The following is an 18,341-nucleotide window of genomic DNA, read 5'->3' on the forward strand; positions in this document are numbered from 1 at the left end:
TCGGTGAGGTCTCCACGCGCCATGGCGATGGCCTACCAGGACCACAGACCGCAGCGCAGCCAATCCCATTGATCTCAACTCCATACAGGCCCTAGCCCGCCCCAAGGACCACCGCACCCTGGCTCGCCCCAGGGCCGCCGACGCTCTGGCTCGCCTCGGGGCCGCCACGCTCTAGCTCGCCCCGGCGCCGCCGCGCTGCCGGATGAGCGTGTCCATGCCGTCCAGGATCCGGGCGAGGCCGAAGGAGTAGTCGAAGCGCCGCTCCGGCTCGGCGGTGTCCGCCGGATAGTCGAAGGCGCCCGCGTCGACCGCCGTACGCAGGGCCGGAAAGCGCCGCGCGTCGACGAGGTCGCCGAGCAGCGCGCTGTAGGCGGCGATCGACTCCCCCGAGGCGGCGGGGCCGAGATGCGCGCTCATCCGCGCGGTGGTGAGCATGTAGTTGGCGATCAGCAGGACCACGCCCGCTTTGTCGCTTTCGGGGAGCCCGGTGTCGCGCAGCGCGCTCAGGGCGCGATCGGTCCACGCCAGCTGGTTGGGCGTGATCGGCGGTCCTGTGACGGGCAGATCCACGATCCAGGTATGGGCGCGCAGCATCACCCACTGCGCCGCGCACCAGCGCTCCAGGCCGACCCGCCAGTCGTCGCAGGGCTCGTCGAGCTCGGCGGGCACGGCCGCGACCGTGTCCAGCATCAGCAGCAGCAGCTCATTCTTGCTCTTGACGTGCCGGTAGAGCGACATCGTGGTGAAGCCCAGCCGCTCGGCGACCCTGGCCATCGACACGGCGTCAAGGCCGCCGGCGTCGGCCAGCTCGACCGCCGCGCGGGCGATGCGCGGCGGGCTGAGCCCCTGCCTGGGTTCAGGCGCCGGCTCGTCGAGTCTTCCCCAGAGCAGGTCGAGCCCCGGCGGCAGCTTGTCGTTCATGGTCCTCACCTTCGCGCATCGCCCTCGCCTTTCGCGACGTCCGTCCGGCACCGACGCCGACGCCGACGAGCTGGGCCGCACGCTTGCGCTCCCGCCAAGTGTATGCCATACACTCAGTGTATGACATACACAGCATTGATCATCGGCGGTGGGATAGCGGGCTCGTTATGCGCGGTCGCCCTGCGCAAGGTGGGGATCACGCCGGTCGTCTATGAGGCGTACGACCGGACCGCGGACCACACAGGCGCCTTCCTGACGCTCGCGGTGAACGCGCTCGACGCCTTGCGCGCCCTCGACTTCGACCTCGGCGACGTCGGCTTCGACACGCCGCTCATCGTGTTCACCAACGGCTCCGGAAGGCGGCTCGGCGAGCTGCCGTACGGCACCACCCTGCTGGACGGCATGGTCAGCCGGACCGTCAAGCGGGCCGACCTCTACCGCGCCTTCCGCGAACGGGTCGTCCGGTCCGGCGTACACATCGAGTACGGCAAGCGGCTCGTCGACGCCGAGAGCACCGGCGACGGGGTGCTGGCGAGGTTCGCCGACGGCACCTCGGTCCGCGGCGACCTGCTCATCGGCGCGGACGGCCTGCGGTCACGTACCCGCGAGATCATCGACCCGCACGCGCCGGACGCGCGCTACGGCGGGCTGCTCAACACGGGCGGCTACGCCCGCGGCGTCTCCACCGGCTGCGAGCCGGGCACGATGAACGCGATCTTCGGCAAGCGCTGCTTCTTCACCCACACGACGCATCCGAGCGGCGAGGTGTGGTGGGCGGCGAATCCGGCCCAGGCCGCCGAGCCCACCCCCGCAGAACTGGCCGCGATCACCCCCGAACAGTGGCGGTCCCGGCTGATCGACCTGTTCCGGCACGATCGCGGGCCCGCCGCGGACATCATCGCGGCGACCGGCGAGATCTTCGCGGGCTGGAGCACCTACGACGTGCCGACCGTACCGAAGTGGCACGACGACCGGATGGTCATCATCGGCGACGCGGCCCACGCGACCGCCCCCTCGATCGGGCAGGGCGCGGCCATGGCCATCGAGGACACCGTCGTGCTGGCCAAGTGCCTGCGGGACAGCCCGGACATCGCCGCCGCGTTCGCCGCCTACGAACGGCTACGGCGCGAGCGCGTGGAACGCGTCGTCGCGCAGGGCAATCGCACCGGCGGCTGGAAGACGCTCGGTCCCGTCGCCCGCGTGCCGCACGACCTGATCATGAGCCTCGCCATGAAACAGATGGCCCGCACCGGCAACGACCCGAGCCGCTGGATCTACGAACACCACATCGACTGGGACAAACCACTCCAAGAGGTGCCCTCCGAAGCCCGTTGAGCGTCTCGACCACTTCTTACCGAGGATCGGTGGGCAGGTCGGCGCTTCAGGGCTGCCGCACCCCCGTCTCGGTGGCCGCCGCATAGCCGGCGAGCATGGCGAACGCGACGTCACGTGCGGCGTCGTCGCAGCCGACAACCCCAGCGTGACCAAAGCGTGGACCGACGCCGGGTTCAAGAACGCGGTCATCGCTCATGGCGTCGGCCTGGGCCTCGCGTCGGCCTTGCCCAAGAGGCGGACGCGGGGGTAGCCGTAGACGCTGCGTATCTTGTTGCCGCAGTTGGTGAGGGTCACGGTCTGGACGCGGAGCCCCATGGCGGCGTTCGGCTCCTCGGCGGTCAATGACGTCCCCGAGCCGGGGCAGGACGGCGTGGGGGGAGGGGACCACGACGTCGGCCGCGGTGCAGTCATGGTGTGGTGCGGGCCGACCGGCGCGGCGCCTGGCCCGTCTACGCCGCAGCCGGCGAGGCAGAGCGCAAAAAGGGAGAACGCCCGGACGGCGGACATGACGGTCATCGACCCCATCTTGCCGGACCGCCGAGGAAAGAACCGCCGGGTGGGATGGCGATCGTTGCCGTTCGACGCCGACCACCTTGGCGATGCCCTCTCTGTCAGATTCCCCGGTTCTCCATCTTCAGGCTCCGTCAGTGGTGTTCCAGTCCAGGATTCCGGGTCCGCGGAAAAACTGCCGCACCTCGTCGGCCCGGCCGCCACTCAGCCGCAGGGCGAGGGCAAGACTCGTGACGATAGCAAGCGGCCCAAGGGTTCGCTTCCGCTAGAGACACCGCGCGAGGTGGTGGACGAGCCGGCCACGAAAGGGCTGAACACTCCGCCGCCGCTGACATGGGAATCCTCCCCGACTGTCACTGGATCAGCACAAGCGGCGAACGACAGCCGGCTCGCTGGTATTCGCGCAGTCTCTCATGAAGCCCCTTAGGGAGATAGCTTTGATCTGATGGAGACTTTCAGCGAACACCCGTCGAGTCCAAGTACTGGCAACGAACCATCTCCATGGGAAGGGCGAGGCCGCTCGCTGTGGCTTCGCGTCGTCATCGGTTTGGTATGTGTTGCGCTGGTGGCGGCCGTGCCCATATATATGCACCAGCAAGATTTGCTGGTCTCCCAAGCACGGGCGATTGCCCTCGACGGCGCCAAACAACGCGATCACGATTGGTATGCCGCAAAGCTATTAGGCTACGTTGCCGTGGGGATCCACTCGGATGATTACACTACATCTGCACTTGCGGATACGCTCGCCATAGAGCGTCGTGGCCTATTTCCGGGCAGTGCGACCATTGTCGATGTCGCGTTGGCTGCCGACGGCAGAACGGCGCTTATCTCTAACGCCCAGGAGGGCTACGGAATTTGGCACCTCCAGGGAAAGGGTCCCGAGTCAGGCAGAGAGAATCTTCAGGCCACCAGAACGGGCACCCTTGGTGCTGGGTCTGGGCCGATAGCCCTGTCCTCGGATGGGCGGAGGGCGGTAACAGGCGAAGACGTGAGCGGCGGCATCGATGTGTGGGATCTGGGCGATCCTGATAGGCCGTCCAGGACGCCCGTGCGTAAAGGTGACTACCGCGAACAGCTTCTCGAGTTGTCGTTGACCGCTGACGGCACGACCCTGTTCGCAGGGTTCGAGGACGGTTCCATTGAGATCTGGAATCTGGGTGCCGGACGGAAGCCAAGGCAGCTGGCGCGCAGGCATGAACATGCGTCTGGAGTTCGTATTTTATCCGGGACATCAGATGGTAAAACGCTGCTTACTGTCAGCGATGATTCTGCAATTTTCTGGTCCATGACTGATCCGAGCCGGCCCACCAAGATTGCGGAGCTCAAAAGCGCGACTCTCGAGCCGGAGGTGCGCCAATGGAGCAGTGGCGCGCTTAGCGCAGATGGCAAGAGGGCGATAATCGGACGAGGAGTGTGGGATACGACCAATCCGCAGTCGCCAACTCATCTGGGTGATTTGTCTATTATCCCCGAACGGGCGACTCCGGTGGCAATCTCCTATGACGGATCTATTGCTTTCACAGTGCATGATGAGCCAGGCGGTCCGGCGACTTCTGACCCAGTTATCGTGTGGGGACTGAAGGACGGCTACCGCCCGGTCAGCTTGGCAACGCTCAGAACGCCCGAGTCCGAGAGCTGGCAGGTGGCCATGAGTAAGGACGGAAGAACATTAGCCGTGGGGACGAGAACGGGAGGTGCCTATTCGTGGCTACTGCCCAACCTGCGCAAGGGTTTCATGGAGGACGCTTGTAGAGAGTCTCCACCCCTTCCGCCCGTGCCGGGTTTTTGGGAGTCCGTAAGTACCGAGTCACCTCCCGACGTACTGGGCAAGAGGCCGTTTGCCATATGTCCTCTTGGCGGCAGGTCAGGGAAGTGAGCCTGTCGCTCAGTAAAGCGGCAGAATCGGGAGAGGAATGAGCCGGTAAAGGCCAGCTTGCGGTAGTTGAGCCTGTTGTGCCCTTCGGGAAGTTGCCGACCGCCGTCGCCGCTGGGCCCGCTGCATTGCTGCAGCGGGCCTCAGAACCGGCCTTGCCCGTTTCCGAGCAACCGGCTCAAGCAAGCTCCGTGGGCTCGCGGGCTGCCAGAAGTGCTGGCCGGTGTCGGCGGTCGGCCGACGGTGGCAGTGGGTGTGGATCAGGCGTGAGGCGGCGGGTTTGTCCGGCTTGCCGTTGCCCGCATCAGCGGTGATCGCGTGTTTGCGGATCGCGGTGCGGGTTACCTTGAGCCACGGTTCCCACTGGCTGGGGGTTTGCGGCTCGCTACGGCGCGAGCGCGTGGAACGCGTCGTAGCGCAGGGCAATCGCACCGGCGGCTGGAAGACGCTCGGTCCCGTCGCCCGGGTGCCGCACGACCTGATCATGAGCCTGGCCATGAAACAGATGGCCCGCACCGGCAACGACCCCAGCCGGTGGATCTACGAACACCACATCGACTGGAACGAACCCCTCCACAGCGCGGGCTAGAGCTGCCGACGTCCGCGCCGGGTGGAGGGCAGGTCGTGCCGCCCCGAGACGAACTCCTGGACCGCGATCTTGGCCCTGATCACCGGCCGGCGCCACCGTTCCTCCCGGTGCGCGGCCGTGGCCAGCCTCCGCGGGCGCCGCTTCTGGTAGAACAGGTGGGCCCACGGAGACCCGGGTCTGGCCAGCCGCACCGCGCCCACCAGCAGCAGTACGGGCACGAACAGACCCACTATCCCGGTCCAGATCTTGCCCTTCAACAGGGTGATCACGGCGAGCACCATGTTCGCCACGAGCAGCGCACCCGGATTGACCGGGGTCCCGTAGTCGAACGACAGCGGCCGGAGCCCGGTGAGCAGCAGCCCCGTCATCGCGACCGCGATGAACACCGCGTCGACCGAGGTGCGGCCCTCTTCCTCCCAGTACACGTCGTGCAGGTGCAGGATCAGCGCGAACTCATCCAGCACCAGCGCCGACCCGATCCCGAAGACGGCGGCCGCCGCGGCGTAGGCCACCTGCGACGCCGAGGACACGATCAGCCCGCTGACCCCGCCGACCAGCATGAGCACGACCCCGAACACCACGTGGTGGATGTGCATCTCGCCCACGTTGACGTTGCGGAACCAGCCGACCTTCGCCCTGATCAGCCGCACGTTGACGCGGGTGGCCACGAAGGCCCCGATGAGCGCGACGAAGAAACAGAACAGCGGCAGCCGTCCCGTGTCGACAATGCTCAGCTCGAACCAGTTCCCCATGACCTTGAAAACGATGCTACGAGGCCAATCGTCATCCCTTGACCATTTGGACCGGGAAACGGACTCAAGACAGGAACGCGCGCAGCAGCGCCGCCGTGCCCTCCAGGTGCTCCGCCACTGCTCGGCGGGCCCCTTCCGGGTCGCCCGCCAGAATGGCCGCCACGATCGCCTCGTGCTGGCGGGCGGAGTGGTCGAGGTTCACCTGGAGCATCGGGATGGCGTTGAGGAGGTCACTGACCCGCAGGCGCGCGTCGGCGCAGGCGGTGGCGAGCAGGGCGGAGCCGGTCAGCTCGGCGATCGAGAGGTGGAAGGCCGTGTCCAGCCGCCGGTAGTCCCCGATGCCCGCCTTGTTGAGTGCCGCGAGCCGGCCGCGCAGGAGGGAGCGCTGGTCGTCGGTCAGCGTGGCCGCCGCCAGCACCGCCGCCGCGCCGCATTCGACCGCCATGCGGAAGGTCAGCGCGTCGGTGAGGTCGGCCGTGCCCATGTCGGCCACGACCCTGCGCAGGTCGCCGCTCTCCGGCGGGGGCGGGGCGTAGGTGACGAACGCGCCGCCGTACCGGCCGCGCCGTACGTCGAGGTAACCGGCATCTTGGAGCGCCCGGATCGCCTCGCGCAGCGTCACCCGGCTGATGCCGAGCTGAACGGCCAGTTCACGCTCCGGGGGCAGTTTCCGGCCCGGCGCGACCACGCCGAGCTTGATCGCCTGGAGCAGCCGTTCTACCGTCTCCTCGAAGGCGTTTCCTGCCCTGACCGGCCGTAACACCGTCATCAACCGCGCCGAGTCGTCCAACGTGTCCTCAGGTCTTGACAAGCGATCCCCATATGCACATCAATGGTCTAAGAGTAGCCCAATTAGCGGGAAAGCGAGCGAACTTCTGTGAGCGAGCGAGGTCTTCCACAGCCCGGAGCGCTGTCCGTCGACGAGTTGCGTGACGAGGTGGCCGCCGGACGGGTCGACACCGTGCTGCTCGCCATCGCCGACATGCAGGGCAGGTTGCAGGGCAAGCGGCTGTCGGCGCGCTATTTCCTGAACGAGGTGCTGGGGCACGGCTCCGAAGGCTGCAACTACCTGCTCGCCGTGGACGTGGACATGAACACGGTCGACGGCTACGCGATGTCGTCGTGGGAGCGCGGCTACGGCGATTTCGTGATGAAGCCCGACATTTCCACGTTGCGGTGGGTTCCGTGGCAGGAGGGCACCGTCATGCTCATGGCGGACCTGACCTGGGAGAACGGCGACGACGTGACCGCCTCGCCGCGGCAGATCCTGCGCGCGCAGCTCGCCCGCCTCGCCGACCGCGACCTGGCCGCCTTCGTGGGCACCGAGCTGGAGTTCATCGTGTACGAGGACAGCTACGAGGACGCGTGGAAGCGCGCGTACCGCGACATGTCCCCCGCGAACCTCTACAACGTCGACTACTCCCTCCTCGGTACGGCCCGCATCGAACCCCTCCTTCGCCGGATAAGACGGGACATGGAGGGAGCCGGGCTGTACGTCGAGTCCGCCAAGGGCGAGTGCAACCTGGGCCAGCACGAGATCGCCTTCCGCTACGACGAGGCGCTGAAGACCTGCGACAACCATTCCATCTACAAGAACGGCGCCAAGGAGATCGCGGCTCAGGAGGGCAAGTCGATCACCTTCATGGCCAAGCCGAACCAGCGCGAGGGCAACTCCTGCCACATCCACATCTCGTTGCGGAGCGTGGACGGCGACCCGGTGATGGCGGGCGACGGCCCCCACGGGCTGTCCGAGCTCGGCGCCCGCTTCATCGCCGGGCAGCTGGCCCACATGCGCGAGCTCACCCTCTTCTACGCCCCGAACATCAACTCCTACAAGCGCTACGTCCCCGGCAGCTTCGCCCCCACGGCCGTCAAGTGGGGCGTGGACAACCGCACCTGCTCGCTCAGGCTCGTCGGCCACGGGGAATCGCTGCGCATCGAGAACCGGGTGCCGGGCGGTGACGTGAACCCCTACCTCGCGGTGTCGGCGCTGATCGCGGCCGGGCTGCGCGGCATCGACGAGGAGCTGCCGCTGGAGGACGCGTTCGGGGGCAATGCCTACGACTCCGGCGCCGAGACCGTGCCCCACACGTTGCGGGACGCGCTGGCGCTGTTCGAGGGGTCGAAGCTGGCGCGGGAGACATTCGGCGACGACGTGGTGGCGCACTATGCGAACAACGCCCGGATCGAGCTGGCCGCCTTCGACGCGGCTGTCACGGACTGGGAGCTGTTCCGGGGTTTCGAGCGGATGTGAGCACGATGCAGATCATCAATCCGGCGACGGAGGAAATCCTCGCCGACGTGGAGCTGGCCGACGCGGCCGAGGTCGACCGGGCCGTGGAGCGTGCCAGGCGGGCTTATCAGGGCTGGCGCGACGTGGCGCCCGGCGACCGGGCGCGGCTGCTGCGCCGCTTCGCCGACCTGGTGGACGAGCACCGGGAGGAACTGGCCCTGCTGGAGCTCACGAACTCCGGCCACCCGATCGGCAACGCCCGCTGGGAGGCCGGCGCGGTACGCGACGTGCTGCACTTCTACGCCGGCGCCCCCGAGCGCAATCACGGCAAGCAGATCCCGGTGCCCGGCGGCGTGGACATCACCTTCCAGGAGCCGCTGGGCGTGGTGGGCGTGATCGTGCCCTGGAACTTCCCGATGCTCATCATGAGCTGGGGCGTCGCCCCGGCCCTGGCCGCGGGCAACACGGTGATCGTCAAGCCCGCCGAATGGACCCCGCTGACCGCGCTGAGGCTGGCCGAGCTGGCCCTCGCCGCGGGCCTCCCCGAGGGGGTGCTCCAGGTGCTGCCCGGGGCAGGGGAGGTCGCGGGGGCCCGCCTGGTCGAGCATCCGCGGGTGGCCAAGATCGTGTTCACCGGCTCGACCGAGGTGGGCAAGGAGATCGCCGCCAAGGCGGCAACCCAGGTAAAGCGGATAACCCTCGAACTAGGCGGCAAATCCGCAAATATCGTGTTTGCGGACTCGGATCTGGAAAAAGCGGCGAAAACGGCGCCGTATGCCGTCTTCGATAACTCTGGCCAGGACTGCTGCGCCCGATCCAGGATCCTGGTGCAGGCGGAGGTCTACGACGCGTTCCTGGAGCTGCTGCTGCCGGCCGTACAGAACATCCGAGTCGGCGACCCGCTGGACGAGAGCACCGAGATGGGCCCGCTGATCAGCGCCGAGCATCTGGAGCGGGTGCGCGGCTTCATCGACGGCCCGCCGTATCTGCAGGGCGACTGCCCGCAGGGCAAGGGGTTCTGGTTCCCGCCGACGGTCCTGACGCCGGCGCTCACCGACCGGGCGTTCACCGAGGAGATCTTCGGGCCGGTGGTGTCGGTGGTGCCGTTCGCGGACGAGGCGGAGGCGGTGCGGATCGCCAACGACACGCCGTACGGCTTGAGCGGCTCCATCTGGACCCGCGACGTCGGCCGGGCGCTGCGCGTCGCGCGAGCCGTGGAGGCGGGCGCGCTGTCGGTGAACTCGCACTCCTCGGTCCGCCACTGGACGCCGTTCGGCGGCTTCAAGGAGTCCGGCCTCGGCCGGGAGCTGGGCCCGGACGCCCTCATGGCGTTCACCGAGACCAAGAACGTCTTCATCTCAACGGAGTGACACACATGCAGCGTTTGCACAACCGCGTCGCCGTGATCACCGGCGCGGGCGGCGGCATCGGCCTGGCCACCGCGCGGCGGTTCGCCGAAGAGGGCGCCAAGGTGGTCTGCGCCGACGTCGACGAGGAGGCGGGCACCAAGGCCGCCTCCGAGGTGGGCGGGCTCTTCGTCAAGGTCGATGTGACCAGCGAGGACGACGTCGTCCGGATGTTCCGGACGGCGTACGACACCTATGGCTCCGTCGACATCGCCTTCAACAACGCGGGCATCTCGCCGCCCGAGGACGACTCGATCCTGGAGACCGGCATCGAGGCGTGGCGGCGGGTGCAGGAGGTGAACCTGACGAGCGTCTACCTGTGCTGCAAGCACGCGATCCCGTACATGCAACGGCAGGGCAAGGGCTCGATCATCAACACCGCGTCGTTCGTGGCGGTGATGGGGTCGGCGACGTCGCAGATCTCGTACACGGCCTCGAAGGGCGGGGTGCTCGCGATGTCGCGCGAGCTCGGCGTCCAGTTCGCGCGCGAGGGGATCCGGGTGAACGCGCTGTGCCCGGGGCCGGTCAACACGCCGCTGCTGAAGGAGCTGTTCGCGAAGGACCCTGAGCGGGCCGCGCGGCGCCTGGTGCACGTGCCGGTGGGGCGCTTCGCCGAGGCGTCGGAGATCGCGGCGGCGGTGGCGTTCCTGGCCAGCGACGACGCCTCCTTCATCACGGGCTCGGAGTTCCTCGTCGACGGCGGCATCTCGGGCGCGTACGTCACGCCTCTTTAGGAAGGACCTTTAGGAAGGGAACTTTAGGAAGGGAAGTTGTGGAGCGACCCGTCATCGGGATCACGTCCTATGTCGAGCCTGCCCGCTACACCGTGTGGGAGCTGCCGGTCGCCCTGCTGCCGTACATGTACGTGGAGCAGGTGGTCCGGGCCGGCGGGCAGCCGGTGATCCTGCCGCCCGCCGGGTCGCCCGCCCGGCTGGTAGCGCGGTTGGACGGGTTGATCCTGGCCGGTGGTGGTGATGTCTCGCCCGAGCGGTACGGCCAGGAGCCACACGACCAGACCGGCTACATCCGGAAATTTCGTGACACGGCGGAGTTCGCGGTGATCGAGGCGGCTCTTGAGGCCGACCTCCCCTACCTCGGGATATGTCGGGGCATGCAGGTCCTGAACATCTCACTCGGTGGGACCCTGCACCAGCATCTGCCCGATGTGGTGGGACACACCGGGCACTCCCCCGCCCCCGGCGAGTTCGGCCACCTGCCCGTCCGGCCCGTCGCGGGGACTCTCGTCGGCAAGGCGCTCGGGGCCGAGCCGGTGGCCGTGCCGCACTACCACCACCAGGCCATCGACCGGCTCGCGCCCGGCCTGACCGTGTCCGCCGTGGCCGACGACGGCACGATCGAGGCGGTGGAGCTGGACTCCCGGACGTTCGCCATGGCCGTGCAGTGGCATCCGGAGGCGGCGAAGGACTGCGCGCTGTTCGAGGCGCTCGTCGCCGCCTGCTGAGCCGCCCCCGGTACAGCCCTTTTGGCCCCAAGCGGCCAGGTCCGCACGCGACAACTCCCCCATAACAGCACTAGGCTTGCGGACATCACCGTCGAAACCGTGCGGGAGAGCGTCCTGGCATCCGGCCAGGTCCCCTGAAGGAGCAAGCCCTCCCCGCGAACCTCTCAAGGCAAAGGACCGCACGGACGAGGTGTCCTCTGGAAAGCAGGCCTGGCGGCCTCGCCGAAGGTGAAAGTCCGGCAAATTACGGGCGAAGCTCTCAGGCACCCATGACAGAGGGGGAGGATGTCTGGCATCCGATCCTGCCCTGAGGTGCGCATATGTCACGTCCTACACCGCTCCGAGAGGTCCACGAGAGCCTCGGCGCGACATTGACCGATTTCGCCGGGTGGCTGATGCCGCTCCGCTACGGCAGCGAGTCCGCCGAGCACAACGCCGTGCGCCAGGCGGCCGGGCTGTTCGATCTCTCCCACATGGGCGAGATCTTCGTGACCGGGCCTCAGGCGGGTCAGGCACTCGACTACGCGCTGGTGGGACACCTGTCGGCGCTCGCGCCCGGCCGGGCCCGCTACACCATGATCGTGAACGAGCATGGCGGGGTGCTGGACGACCTGATCGTCTACCGGCTCGGGGACGAGGAGTTCATGGTGGTGGCTAACGCCTCCAACTATGAAAAAGTCGGGGAAGAGCTGAAAAATCGCGCCAAGTCGTACAACGCGGTGGTCGAGGATCGCTCGGAGCAGTACGCGCTGATCGCCGTGCAGGGGCCGCGCGCGCAGGAGATCCTCGCCACGCTCACCGACGCCGACCTCGCCGGGCTGAAGTACTACGCGGGCCTGCCCGGTCTGGTCGACGGGCGGCAGGCGCTCATCGCGCGCACCGGCTACACGGGTGAGGACGGGTTCGAGCTGTTCGTGGCCAACCAGGACGCCGTCCCGCTCTGGCACGCGCTGACCGAGGCCGGCCGGCCGTACGGGCTGCGGGCGGCGGGTCTGTCCAGCCGTGACACGCTCAGGCTCGAAGCGGGCATGCCGCTGTACGGCAACGAGCTCGGCGTCGAGCTGACCCCGTTCGACGCGGGGCTGGGCAGAGTGGTGAAATTCGACAAGCCGGGCGACTTCGTCGGCAGGTCGGCGCTGGAGGCGGTCAAGGACACGCCGCCGCGGCGCCGGCTCGTCGGACTGGTCGCGCGGGGTCGCCGGGTGCCGCGCCACGGATACCCGGTGACCAAGGACGGCGCCGTCGTCGGCGAGGTCACCAGCGGGGCACCCTCCCAGACCCTGGGTAAGCCCATCGCCATGGCCTACGTCGACAATGGGGCCGACGCAGGTCTGGCCGTGGACATCCGGGGCAGCCATGAACCTATGGACCTCATTGAGCTGCCCTTTTACAGGAGGAACAAGTGAGCAACATCCCAGACGACCTGAGCTACACCAAGGAGCACGAGTGGGTGGCCGGGCTCGACGACGGCATCACCGTGACCATCGGCATCACGGCCTACGCGGCCGAGGCGCTGGGTGATGTCGTCTTCGTGCAGCTTCCGGAGGTCGGCTCGACCGTCGAGGCGGGCGACTCCGTGGGTGAGGTCGAGTCGACCAAGTCGGTGAGCGAGATCTACACCCCCGTCGGCGGCGAGATCGTCGAGGTCAACCAGGCCGTCGTGGACGATCCGTCGCTGGCCAACAGCGACTCCTACGGCGACGGCTGGATGTTCCGCGTGCGCGTGGAAGGCGACCCCGAGGACCTGCTCACCGCCGAGGAGTATTCGGCGCTCACCTCAGGCGAGTCCTGACCCACCCGCCGGGGTCCTGCCGGACCCCGGCCCTTCAGAAGGGCGCCCATCAATGGCGATCAGCGTCTTCGACCTGTTCAAGATCGGCATCGGCCCGTCGAGCTCGCACACCGGCGGTCCCATGGCCGCCGCGCACAAGTTCGCGCGCGGTCTGCACGACGACGACCTGCTCGCGCGTACGGCCCGCGTCGAGGCGATCCTGTACGGCTCGCTCGGCCTGACCGGCAAGGGCCACGGCAGCGACAAGGCCGTCCTGCTGGGGCTGTCGGGCGAGAAGCCCGAACTCGTCGACGTGGACTCCATCGACGCGCGCCTGGCCGCGATGCGCGAGTCCGGCACGGTCCGGCTCTACGGCACGCACGAGATCCCCTTCGTCGTGGGCGAGGACCTCGTCTTCGAGCGCAAGATCTCCCTGCCCGAGCACCCGAACGGCATGCGCTTCACCGCCTTCTCCGCATCGGGCGAGAAGCTGCGCGAGAAGGTCTACTTCTCGGTCGGCGGCGGCTTCGTGGTGGACGAGCAGGCCACCGGCGCCGACCGCATCAAGCCTGACGACACCGTTCTGCCCTACCCCTTCACGACCGGGGACGAGCTGCTCAAGCACTGCTCCAACACGGGTCTGTCCATCTCCGCGCTGATGCTGGAGAACGAGCAGGCGTTCGGCCGCTCCGCCGCCGAGATCCGCGCGCGGATCCTGCACCTGTGGCAGGTCATGTGCGAGTGCGTCGAACGCGGCATCGCCAAGGAGGGCGTGCTGCCGGGCGGTCTCAAGGTCAAGCGCCGCGCGAACCGCCTCCACCGCCGCCTGCAGACCGAGTCGCCGAAGACCGACCCGCTGCACGCCATGGACTGGGTGTCGCTGTTCGCGCTGGCGGTCAACGAGGAGAACGCCGCGGGCGGCCGCATCGTCACCGCTCCCACGAACGGCGCCGCGGGCATCATCCCCGCCGTTCTGACCTACTACTCCCGCTTCATCCCGCACGCCGACGACGACGGCATCGTCCGCTTCTTCCTCACCGCGGCGGCGATCGGCGTCCTGTTCAAGGAGAACGCCTCGATCTCGGGCGCCGAGGTCGGCTGCCAGGGCGAGGTTGGCTCGGCCTGCTCCATGGCCGCCGCGGGCCTCACGGAGGTCCTGGGCGGCACGCCCGAGCAGGTGGAGAACGCGGCGGAGATCGGCATCGAGCACAACCTGGGCCTGACCTGCGACCCGGTCGGCGGTCTGGTCCAGATCCCGTGCATCGAGCGCAACGCGGTGGCCTCCATCAAGGCCATCGCCGCGGCCCGCATCGCCCTGCGCGGCGACGGCCAGCACTTCGTCGCCCTGGACCGGGCGATCAAGACCATGCGGGACACGGGCCGGGACATGCTGGACAAGTACAAGGAGACCTCGCGCGGCGGCCTCGCGGTCAACGTCATCGAGTGCTGACCCGGAGCGCGCTCGCGTTCGAGCGCGCTCGCCGTCAAAGCGGTTTGCGTCCAAAGCAGAGTTTGCGTTCGAGCGCGCTCAAAGCCATAGCGTCGCCGACATGACGACAAAGACACAGACCTGGATCATCACCGGCGCGTCCCGCGGACTCGGGCGCGCACTCGCGGAGGCGGCGCTCGCGGCGGGCGACCACGTGGTGGCGGCGGTACGCCGGCCCGAGAGCGTGGCCGACCTGAAGGCCGCCTACCCGGACGCCTGCCTGATCGCCACGTTCGACGTCCGGGACACCACCGCCGCCGCGGACCTCGTACAGAAGTCCCTCGACCACTTCGGGCAGATCGACGTGCTCGTCAACAACGCGGGCCGGGGCATGGTCGGCGCGGTCGAGGAGATCGGCGACGCGCAGCTGCGTGAGCTGATGGACCTGCACCTGTTCGGCCCGGCCGCGCTCGTCCGCGCGGCGCTGCCGGCGATGCACGCGCGGGGCACCGGCACGATCGTGCAGATGAGCAGCCAGGGTGGGCGGATGTCCTTCCCCGGCGTGTCGGCGTACTCCGCGTCGAAGTTCGCCCTCGAAGGCTGGTCCGAGGCCCTGGCCGGGGAGGTCGCACCGCTCGGGATCCGGGTGATGATCGTCGAGCCCAGCCGGTTCAGGACCGACTTCCACGCCAACGACGTGCTGGAGTTCGTCGAGGAGTCCGAGACCTACCGTGAGCTGCTCGCCAACGTCCGGGCGGACATGGCCGGGGCCGACGGCCTCCAGGAGGGCGACCCGGCGCGGGCGGCCGAGATCATCGTGTCCCTCGCGCACAGTGACGAGGTGCCGCTGCGGCTGCCGCTCGGGCGCGAGGCGGTCGAGCGCATCTCGGGTGCGTACCGGCGCGGCCTTGACGAGGTCGAGCGGTGGGCCGAGACCTCCCGCAGCGCCGACTTCGAGGGTGTCCCGGCGGCGGTACGCCCGATTTAAGCTGGTTGTCATGGCCACCGACGAACTGATGACCAGGGCGCTCGAAACGCTCGGGGACGACGGCCCGCTGTCGGTCGAGGCGATCCACCGCCTCACCGACCTGGCCGACGTACCCGAGTCGATGACGATCGCCGAGCTCGCCGACCTGCTCGACATCTCGCCCCACACGCTGCGCTACTACGAGCGGGCCGGGCTGGTCGAGGTGGCCCGCGACGGCAACGGTCATCGCGTCTACGACGCCCAGGCGGTGCGGCGCCTGGTGTTCCTCACCCGGATGCGGCTGTCCGGCATGCCGATGCGCGACCTGCAGCACTACATCTCGCTCGTCGACGCCGGGCAGCACACCACACCCGAGCGGCTCGACCTGCTGATCGAGCATCGCGACACCATCCGCCGCCGGATCCGTGAGCTGACCCTCTCCCTCACGGCGGTCGAGTACAAGATCGCCACGTATGGGGGCTCGACCGGGCCGGACGTCCACGCCCTCGACGCCATCGCCGGCGCGGACCGCACCGCGCTGCCGCACGAGCCGCCGCGACGGACGCTACCGGCGGACTGACGCCGTCAGCGGCGGACGTGGACCCGGACCACGGTGCCGACCTCGTCGTCGCGGACCTCTCGGCGGATCCGGCTGACGATCTCCCGGTCCAGTTTGTGGACCACCGCGCCGACGTCGGCCGAGGCGGGGCAGCAGAGGGAGATGCGCAGGCGGGCGGCGTCTCCGACCACGCGGGCGCTGACCCCGGTGAGACCCTCCACGTCCTTCAGGCCGATGCAGAGCATGGCCGTGCCCGTGCCGCTACGGGTGCCGCGGCGGCCCCACCCGAGGCAGAGCAGCAGCCAGCGGAACGTCACCAACGCCAGTACCAGCATGACCAGCGCCACCAGCCACAAGGCCCAGGTCTGGTCGGCGATCGTCTGGGCGGTCCGGTCCGGCAGCACCTTGGCGCGCGGTGACATGCCCGGCAGCTTGTCCTTACCGCGCAGCCAGGCGTAGCCGCCCAGGAGCAGCAGCAGCCCGCCGACCACGGCCAGGCCGATCCGGTTACCCGCGTACTGCCGCATCACAGCTCCCTCCGGTTGCCCACGCACTGCCGCACCCGGTTGCCCACGTACGGCCGCATCACAGCCCTCTCCGGCGCAGCCGTACGACGACCTCGCCCGCGGCCAGGGTGCCCACGCCCGCCAACCGGTCACCGACCGCGGTGCCGACCTGCTTGAGCATGGAACCGGAGCTCTCCGGGCCGGTGATGACCACGACCTCGATCGTCCGCCTGCGCAGCCGTACCCGCGCTCGTTGCACGCCGTCGACCTCCTGGGCGACGGCCCGCAGCGTACGGCGGAGGCCGGCCCGGGTGATGCCGATGACGATCAGCGGGTCGGACGTCTCGACCGGCACGAGCCTGCACCGGCCGGGTACGGCGGCCAGCAGCAACATCACGACCCCCACGGCCATGGTCACCACAGCGGGCAGGGACAGCTGCCCCCACGCCCGATGGGCCGCGAGGTCGAGGAGGTCGGACACCGGCAGCCAGCCGAGCGGCCGGCCCAGCAAGGCGGAGACCACCTCGGCGGCGGCGAGCCACAGCCCGGCGGTCAGCGTGAGTGCCACGACGGTCCCGGCGGGCGTACGCGCCGGTCTGAGCACCCGGCCCGACCTGCGCAGCGGGCTCTCCTGCGCGACGATCCCGGCGCCGGACAGTATCTGCTGGAGGGTGGTCACAACGCCACAGGTACACGGATCGGGCATGGTCCGGACCATGCCCTCGCCGCCGGTTTGCAGGATCATTACGAGGGCCGCAATTAAGATGAACTTCCCTCATATTCATTCGCCCGATATGTCGTTAAGCTGCCTTTATGAACGATCTCCGCCGCTATGACAGCGCTACCAGAGCGCTCGAGCCGCCGTTGGCGATCCTCGATCTCGCGGCCATGCGCGCCAACGCGGCCGATCTCGTACGGCGGGCGGCCGGCAAGCCGATCCGGGTGGCGAGCAAGTCGATCCGCTGCCGCTCGGTCATGGAACGCATCCTGGCCATGGACGGCTTCCAGGGCATCATGGCCTTCACGCTGCCCGAGGCGCTCTGGCTGGTCGAGCGGGGGTTCACCGACGTACTCGTGGCCTACCCGACGGCCGACAGGCAGGCGCTCGCGACGCTGGCCGGGGACGCGCGGGCGGCCGGTGAGATCACGCTGACCATCGACGCCGCCGAGCATCTCGACTACGTCGACGACGCGGTGGCGGCGGTCCGTTCACGCGCGGAGATCCGGTTATCGATGGACCTCGACGCGGGATATGTCGCCCTGGGCGGCAGATTCCGGGCGGGGACCCTGCGCTCCACGATCCGCGAGCCCGAGCAGGCCGCCGACCTGGCCGCCGACATCGCCAAGCGGCCCGGCTTCCGTCTGGCGGGTCTGATGGCGTACGAGGGGCAGATCGCGGGGGTCGGCGATGACCAGCCGGGCAACGCCGCGTATGTCCGGGCCATCCGGATCATGCAGAGCCTGTCGGCCCGCGAGCTGGTCCTGCGCCGCGGCCGCCTCGTGAACGCCGTCCGGCAGGTCTGCGACCTGGAGTTCGTCAACGGCGGCGGCACCGGCTCCGTCGAGCGGACCGTACGGGAGAAGGCGATCACCGAGGTGGCGGCGGGCTCCGGGTTCTTCCATCCGCGGCTCTTCGACTTCTACCGCGCCTTCACCGGCCGGCCGGCCGCGCTGTTCGCGCTCCCGGTCGTGCGGCGGCCGGGGCCGGACGCGGTGACGGTGCTCGGGGGCGGCTATCTGGCCTCCGGGCGGCCGGGGACGAGTCTGCTGCCGCAGCCGTACCTGCCCGCCGGGCTTCGTTACACGCGGGACGAGGGTGCGGGTGAGGTGCAGACGCCGCTGCTCGGTCAGGCGGCCCGGGATCTGCGGGTGGGCGACCGGGTCTGGTTCAGGCACGCCAAGGCGGGCGAGATGTGCGAGCGCTTCAGCGAGCTGCACCTCGTCGACGGGGACACCGTTGTGGAGACCGCCCCGACGTATCGGGGCGAGGGGCGGACGTTCCTCTGACGCCGGCTCTGGGTCTGCGGG

The 18,341-nt window shown here is 68.8% G+C and carries 20 protein-coding genes and 1 riboswitch; of the genes, 13 read left to right on the top strand and 7 right to left on the bottom strand.

Annotated elements, in window-relative coordinates:
- Positions 1-171: 171 nt before the first annotated feature.
- Positions 172-921 (bottom strand): TetR/AcrR family transcriptional regulator, encoded by a 750-nt coding sequence (locus AB0B64_RS50540; protein WP_357942843.1) that lies wholly within the window; start codon positions 919-921, stop codon positions 172-174.
- Between the two features lie 120 nt (positions 922-1,041).
- Between AB0B64_RS50540 and AB0B64_RS50545 the strand changes: the two genes are divergently transcribed.
- Positions 1,042-2,256, top strand: a complete 1,215-nt coding sequence (locus AB0B64_RS50545; protein WP_358197060.1) for an FAD-dependent monooxygenase — start codon at positions 1,042-1,044, stop codon at positions 2,254-2,256.
- A 46-nt stretch (positions 2,257-2,302) separates the two neighbouring features.
- Here AB0B64_RS50545 and AB0B64_RS50550 read toward each other — a convergent pair whose 3' ends face one another.
- Together AB0B64_RS50550 and AB0B64_RS50555 are read right to left on the bottom strand one after the other, a co-directional pair.
- Positions 2,303-2,452 carry a hypothetical protein gene (locus tag AB0B64_RS50550; protein WP_357942839.1) on the bottom strand — a complete coding sequence of 50 codons (150 nt, stop codon included), beginning with the start codon at positions 2,450-2,452 and terminating at the stop codon, positions 2,303-2,305.
- On the bottom strand, positions 2,449-2,781 hold the full coding sequence (locus AB0B64_RS50555) for a DUF4232 domain-containing protein (RefSeq protein ID WP_358197066.1): 333 nt from the start codon (positions 2,779-2,781) through the stop codon (positions 2,449-2,451). The genes AB0B64_RS50550 and AB0B64_RS50555 overlap by 4 nt, the downstream gene beginning before the upstream one ends.
- A gap of 430 nt (positions 2,782-3,211) precedes the next feature.
- Here AB0B64_RS50555 and AB0B64_RS50560 point away from each other — a divergent pair, with 430 nt between their 5' ends.
- Complete coding sequence (locus tag AB0B64_RS50560; protein WP_358197070.1) at positions 3,212-4,642, top strand: WD40 repeat domain-containing protein; 1,431 nt, start codon at positions 3,212-3,214, stop codon at positions 4,640-4,642.
- A gap of 397 nt (positions 4,643-5,039) precedes the next feature.
- Positions 5,040-5,228 (top strand): hypothetical protein, encoded by a 189-nt coding sequence (locus tag AB0B64_RS50565; protein WP_357942834.1) that lies wholly within the window; start codon positions 5,040-5,042, stop codon positions 5,226-5,228.
- Here the strand turns inward: AB0B64_RS50565 and AB0B64_RS50570 are convergent.
- Both AB0B64_RS50570 and AB0B64_RS50575 read right to left on the bottom strand, forming a co-directional pair.
- Entirely contained in the window at positions 5,225-5,980 is a 756-nt protein-coding gene (locus AB0B64_RS50570) for a hypothetical protein (protein ID WP_357942831.1), read from the bottom strand. The genes AB0B64_RS50565 and AB0B64_RS50570 overlap by 4 nt on opposite strands.
- 64 nt (positions 5,981-6,044) lie before the next feature.
- On the bottom strand, positions 6,045-6,749 hold the full coding sequence (locus AB0B64_RS50575; RefSeq protein WP_357943110.1) for an FCD domain-containing protein: 705 nt from the start codon (positions 6,747-6,749) through the stop codon (positions 6,045-6,047).
- A 108-nt stretch (positions 6,750-6,857) separates the two neighbouring features.
- On the opposite strand from AB0B64_RS50575, the gene AB0B64_RS50580 reads away from it, so the two are divergent.
- The 9 genes from AB0B64_RS50580 to AB0B64_RS50620 all read left to right on the top strand — a co-directional run bounded on the left by AB0B64_RS50580 (position 6,858) and on the right by AB0B64_RS50620 (position 15,828).
- Positions 6,858-8,234, top strand: a complete 1,377-nt coding sequence (locus AB0B64_RS50580; RefSeq protein ID WP_358197075.1) for a glutamine synthetase family protein — start codon at positions 6,858-6,860, stop codon at positions 8,232-8,234.
- Between the two features lie 5 nt (positions 8,235-8,239).
- Positions 8,240-9,583: an aldehyde dehydrogenase family protein gene (locus AB0B64_RS50585; RefSeq protein ID WP_358197077.1), complete on the top strand. Its 1,344-nt coding sequence runs from the start codon at positions 8,240-8,242 to the stop codon at positions 9,581-9,583.
- A 5-nt stretch (positions 9,584-9,588) separates the two neighbouring features.
- Positions 9,589-10,353: a 3-oxoacyl-ACP reductase gene (locus AB0B64_RS50590; RefSeq protein ID WP_357942825.1), complete on the top strand. Its 765-nt coding sequence runs from the start codon at positions 9,589-9,591 to the stop codon at positions 10,351-10,353.
- Positions 10,354-10,391: 38 nt separating this feature from the next.
- On the top strand, positions 10,392-11,081 hold the full coding sequence (locus AB0B64_RS50595) for a gamma-glutamyl-gamma-aminobutyrate hydrolase family protein (RefSeq protein WP_358197081.1): 690 nt from the start codon (positions 10,392-10,394) through the stop codon (positions 11,079-11,081).
- A 92-nt stretch (positions 11,082-11,173) separates the two neighbouring features.
- A riboswitch (glycine riboswitch) is annotated at positions 11,174-11,271 on the top strand.
- 130 nt (positions 11,272-11,401) lie between these two features.
- Positions 11,402-12,487 carry a glycine cleavage system aminomethyltransferase GcvT gene (gene gcvT, locus AB0B64_RS50600; protein ID WP_357942822.1) on the top strand — a complete coding sequence of 362 codons (1,086 nt, stop codon included), beginning with the start codon at positions 11,402-11,404 and terminating at the stop codon, positions 12,485-12,487.
- Positions 12,484-12,873 carry a glycine cleavage system protein GcvH gene (gene gcvH, locus AB0B64_RS50605; protein WP_357942820.1) on the top strand — a complete coding sequence of 130 codons (390 nt, stop codon included), beginning with the start codon at positions 12,484-12,486 and terminating at the stop codon, positions 12,871-12,873. The genes gcvT and gcvH overlap by 4 nt, the downstream gene beginning before the upstream one ends.
- A 52-nt stretch (positions 12,874-12,925) precedes the next feature.
- Positions 12,926-14,302: an L-serine ammonia-lyase gene (locus AB0B64_RS50610; protein WP_358197088.1), complete on the top strand. Its 1,377-nt coding sequence runs from the start codon at positions 12,926-12,928 to the stop codon at positions 14,300-14,302.
- 100 nt (positions 14,303-14,402) lie between these two features.
- Complete coding sequence (locus AB0B64_RS50615) at positions 14,403-15,269, top strand: SDR family NAD(P)-dependent oxidoreductase (protein ID WP_358197093.1); 867 nt, start codon at positions 14,403-14,405, stop codon at positions 15,267-15,269.
- 10 nt (positions 15,270-15,279) lie between these two features.
- Positions 15,280-15,828 carry a MerR family transcriptional regulator gene (locus tag AB0B64_RS50620; RefSeq protein WP_357942807.1) on the top strand — a complete coding sequence of 183 codons (549 nt, stop codon included), beginning with the start codon at positions 15,280-15,282 and terminating at the stop codon, positions 15,826-15,828.
- Positions 15,829-15,833: 5 nt separating this feature from the next.
- Here the strand turns inward: AB0B64_RS50620 and AB0B64_RS50625 are convergent, their stop codons facing one another.
- Together AB0B64_RS50625 and AB0B64_RS50630 are read right to left on the bottom strand one after the other, a co-directional pair.
- On the bottom strand, positions 15,834-16,334 hold the full coding sequence (locus AB0B64_RS50625; protein ID WP_357942805.1) for a hypothetical protein: 501 nt from the start codon (positions 16,332-16,334) through the stop codon (positions 15,834-15,836).
- Between the two features lie 58 nt (positions 16,335-16,392).
- Complete coding sequence (locus tag AB0B64_RS50630) at positions 16,393-16,992, bottom strand: DUF6286 domain-containing protein (RefSeq protein ID WP_357942803.1); 600 nt, start codon at positions 16,990-16,992, stop codon at positions 16,393-16,395.
- 134 nt (positions 16,993-17,126) lie between these two features.
- Between AB0B64_RS50630 and AB0B64_RS50635 the strand changes: the two genes are divergently transcribed.
- Positions 17,127-18,320, top strand: a complete 1,194-nt coding sequence (locus AB0B64_RS50635) for an amino acid deaminase/aldolase (protein WP_357942801.1) — start codon at positions 17,127-17,129, stop codon at positions 18,318-18,320.
- Positions 18,321-18,341: the final 21 nt, after the last annotated feature.

The sequence above is a fragment of the Nonomuraea sp. NPDC049129 genome (assembly GCF_040648495.1).
In the GTDB taxonomy this organism is placed as follows: Bacteria; Actinomycetota; Actinomycetes; order Streptosporangiales; family Streptosporangiaceae; genus Nonomuraea.

Excerpts from the sequence above, each read along its gene's own strand:
- AB0B64_RS50540 (WP_357942843.1), bottom strand. The coding sequence starts at position 921 with ATGAACGACAAGCTGCCGCCGGGGCTCGACCTGCTCTGGGGAAGACTC.
- AB0B64_RS50545 (WP_358197060.1), top strand. The coding sequence starts at position 1,042 with ATGACATACACAGCATTGATCATCGGCGGTGGGATAGCGGGCTCGTTA.
- AB0B64_RS50550 (WP_357942839.1), bottom strand. The coding sequence starts at position 2,452 with ATGAGCGATGACCGCGTTCTTGAACCCGGCGTCGGTCCACGCTTTGGT.
- AB0B64_RS50555 (WP_358197066.1), bottom strand. The coding sequence starts at position 2,781 with ATGGGGTCGATGACCGTCATGTCCGCCGTCCGGGCGTTCTCCCTTTTT.
- AB0B64_RS50560 (WP_358197070.1), top strand. The coding sequence starts at position 3,212 with ATGGAGACTTTCAGCGAACACCCGTCGAGTCCAAGTACTGGCAACGAA.
- AB0B64_RS50570 (WP_357942831.1), bottom strand. The coding sequence starts at position 5,980 with ATGGGGAACTGGTTCGAGCTGAGCATTGTCGACACGGGACGGCTGCCG.
- AB0B64_RS50575 (WP_357943110.1), bottom strand. The coding sequence starts at position 6,749 with ATGACGGTGTTACGGCCGGTCAGGGCAGGAAACGCCTTCGAGGAGACG.
- AB0B64_RS50585 (WP_358197077.1), top strand. The coding sequence starts at position 8,240 with ATGCAGATCATCAATCCGGCGACGGAGGAAATCCTCGCCGACGTGGAG.
- AB0B64_RS50590 (WP_357942825.1), top strand. The coding sequence starts at position 9,589 with ATGCAGCGTTTGCACAACCGCGTCGCCGTGATCACCGGCGCGGGCGGC.
- gcvT (WP_357942822.1), top strand. The coding sequence starts at position 11,402 with ATGTCACGTCCTACACCGCTCCGAGAGGTCCACGAGAGCCTCGGCGCG.
- AB0B64_RS50610 (WP_358197088.1), top strand. The coding sequence starts at position 12,926 with ATGGCGATCAGCGTCTTCGACCTGTTCAAGATCGGCATCGGCCCGTCG.
- AB0B64_RS50615 (WP_358197093.1), top strand. The coding sequence starts at position 14,403 with ATGACGACAAAGACACAGACCTGGATCATCACCGGCGCGTCCCGCGGA.
- AB0B64_RS50620 (WP_357942807.1), top strand. The coding sequence starts at position 15,280 with ATGGCCACCGACGAACTGATGACCAGGGCGCTCGAAACGCTCGGGGAC.
- AB0B64_RS50625 (WP_357942805.1), bottom strand. The coding sequence starts at position 16,334 with ATGCGGCAGTACGCGGGTAACCGGATCGGCCTGGCCGTGGTCGGCGGG.
- AB0B64_RS50635 (WP_357942801.1), top strand. The coding sequence starts at position 17,127 with ATGAACGATCTCCGCCGCTATGACAGCGCTACCAGAGCGCTCGAGCCG.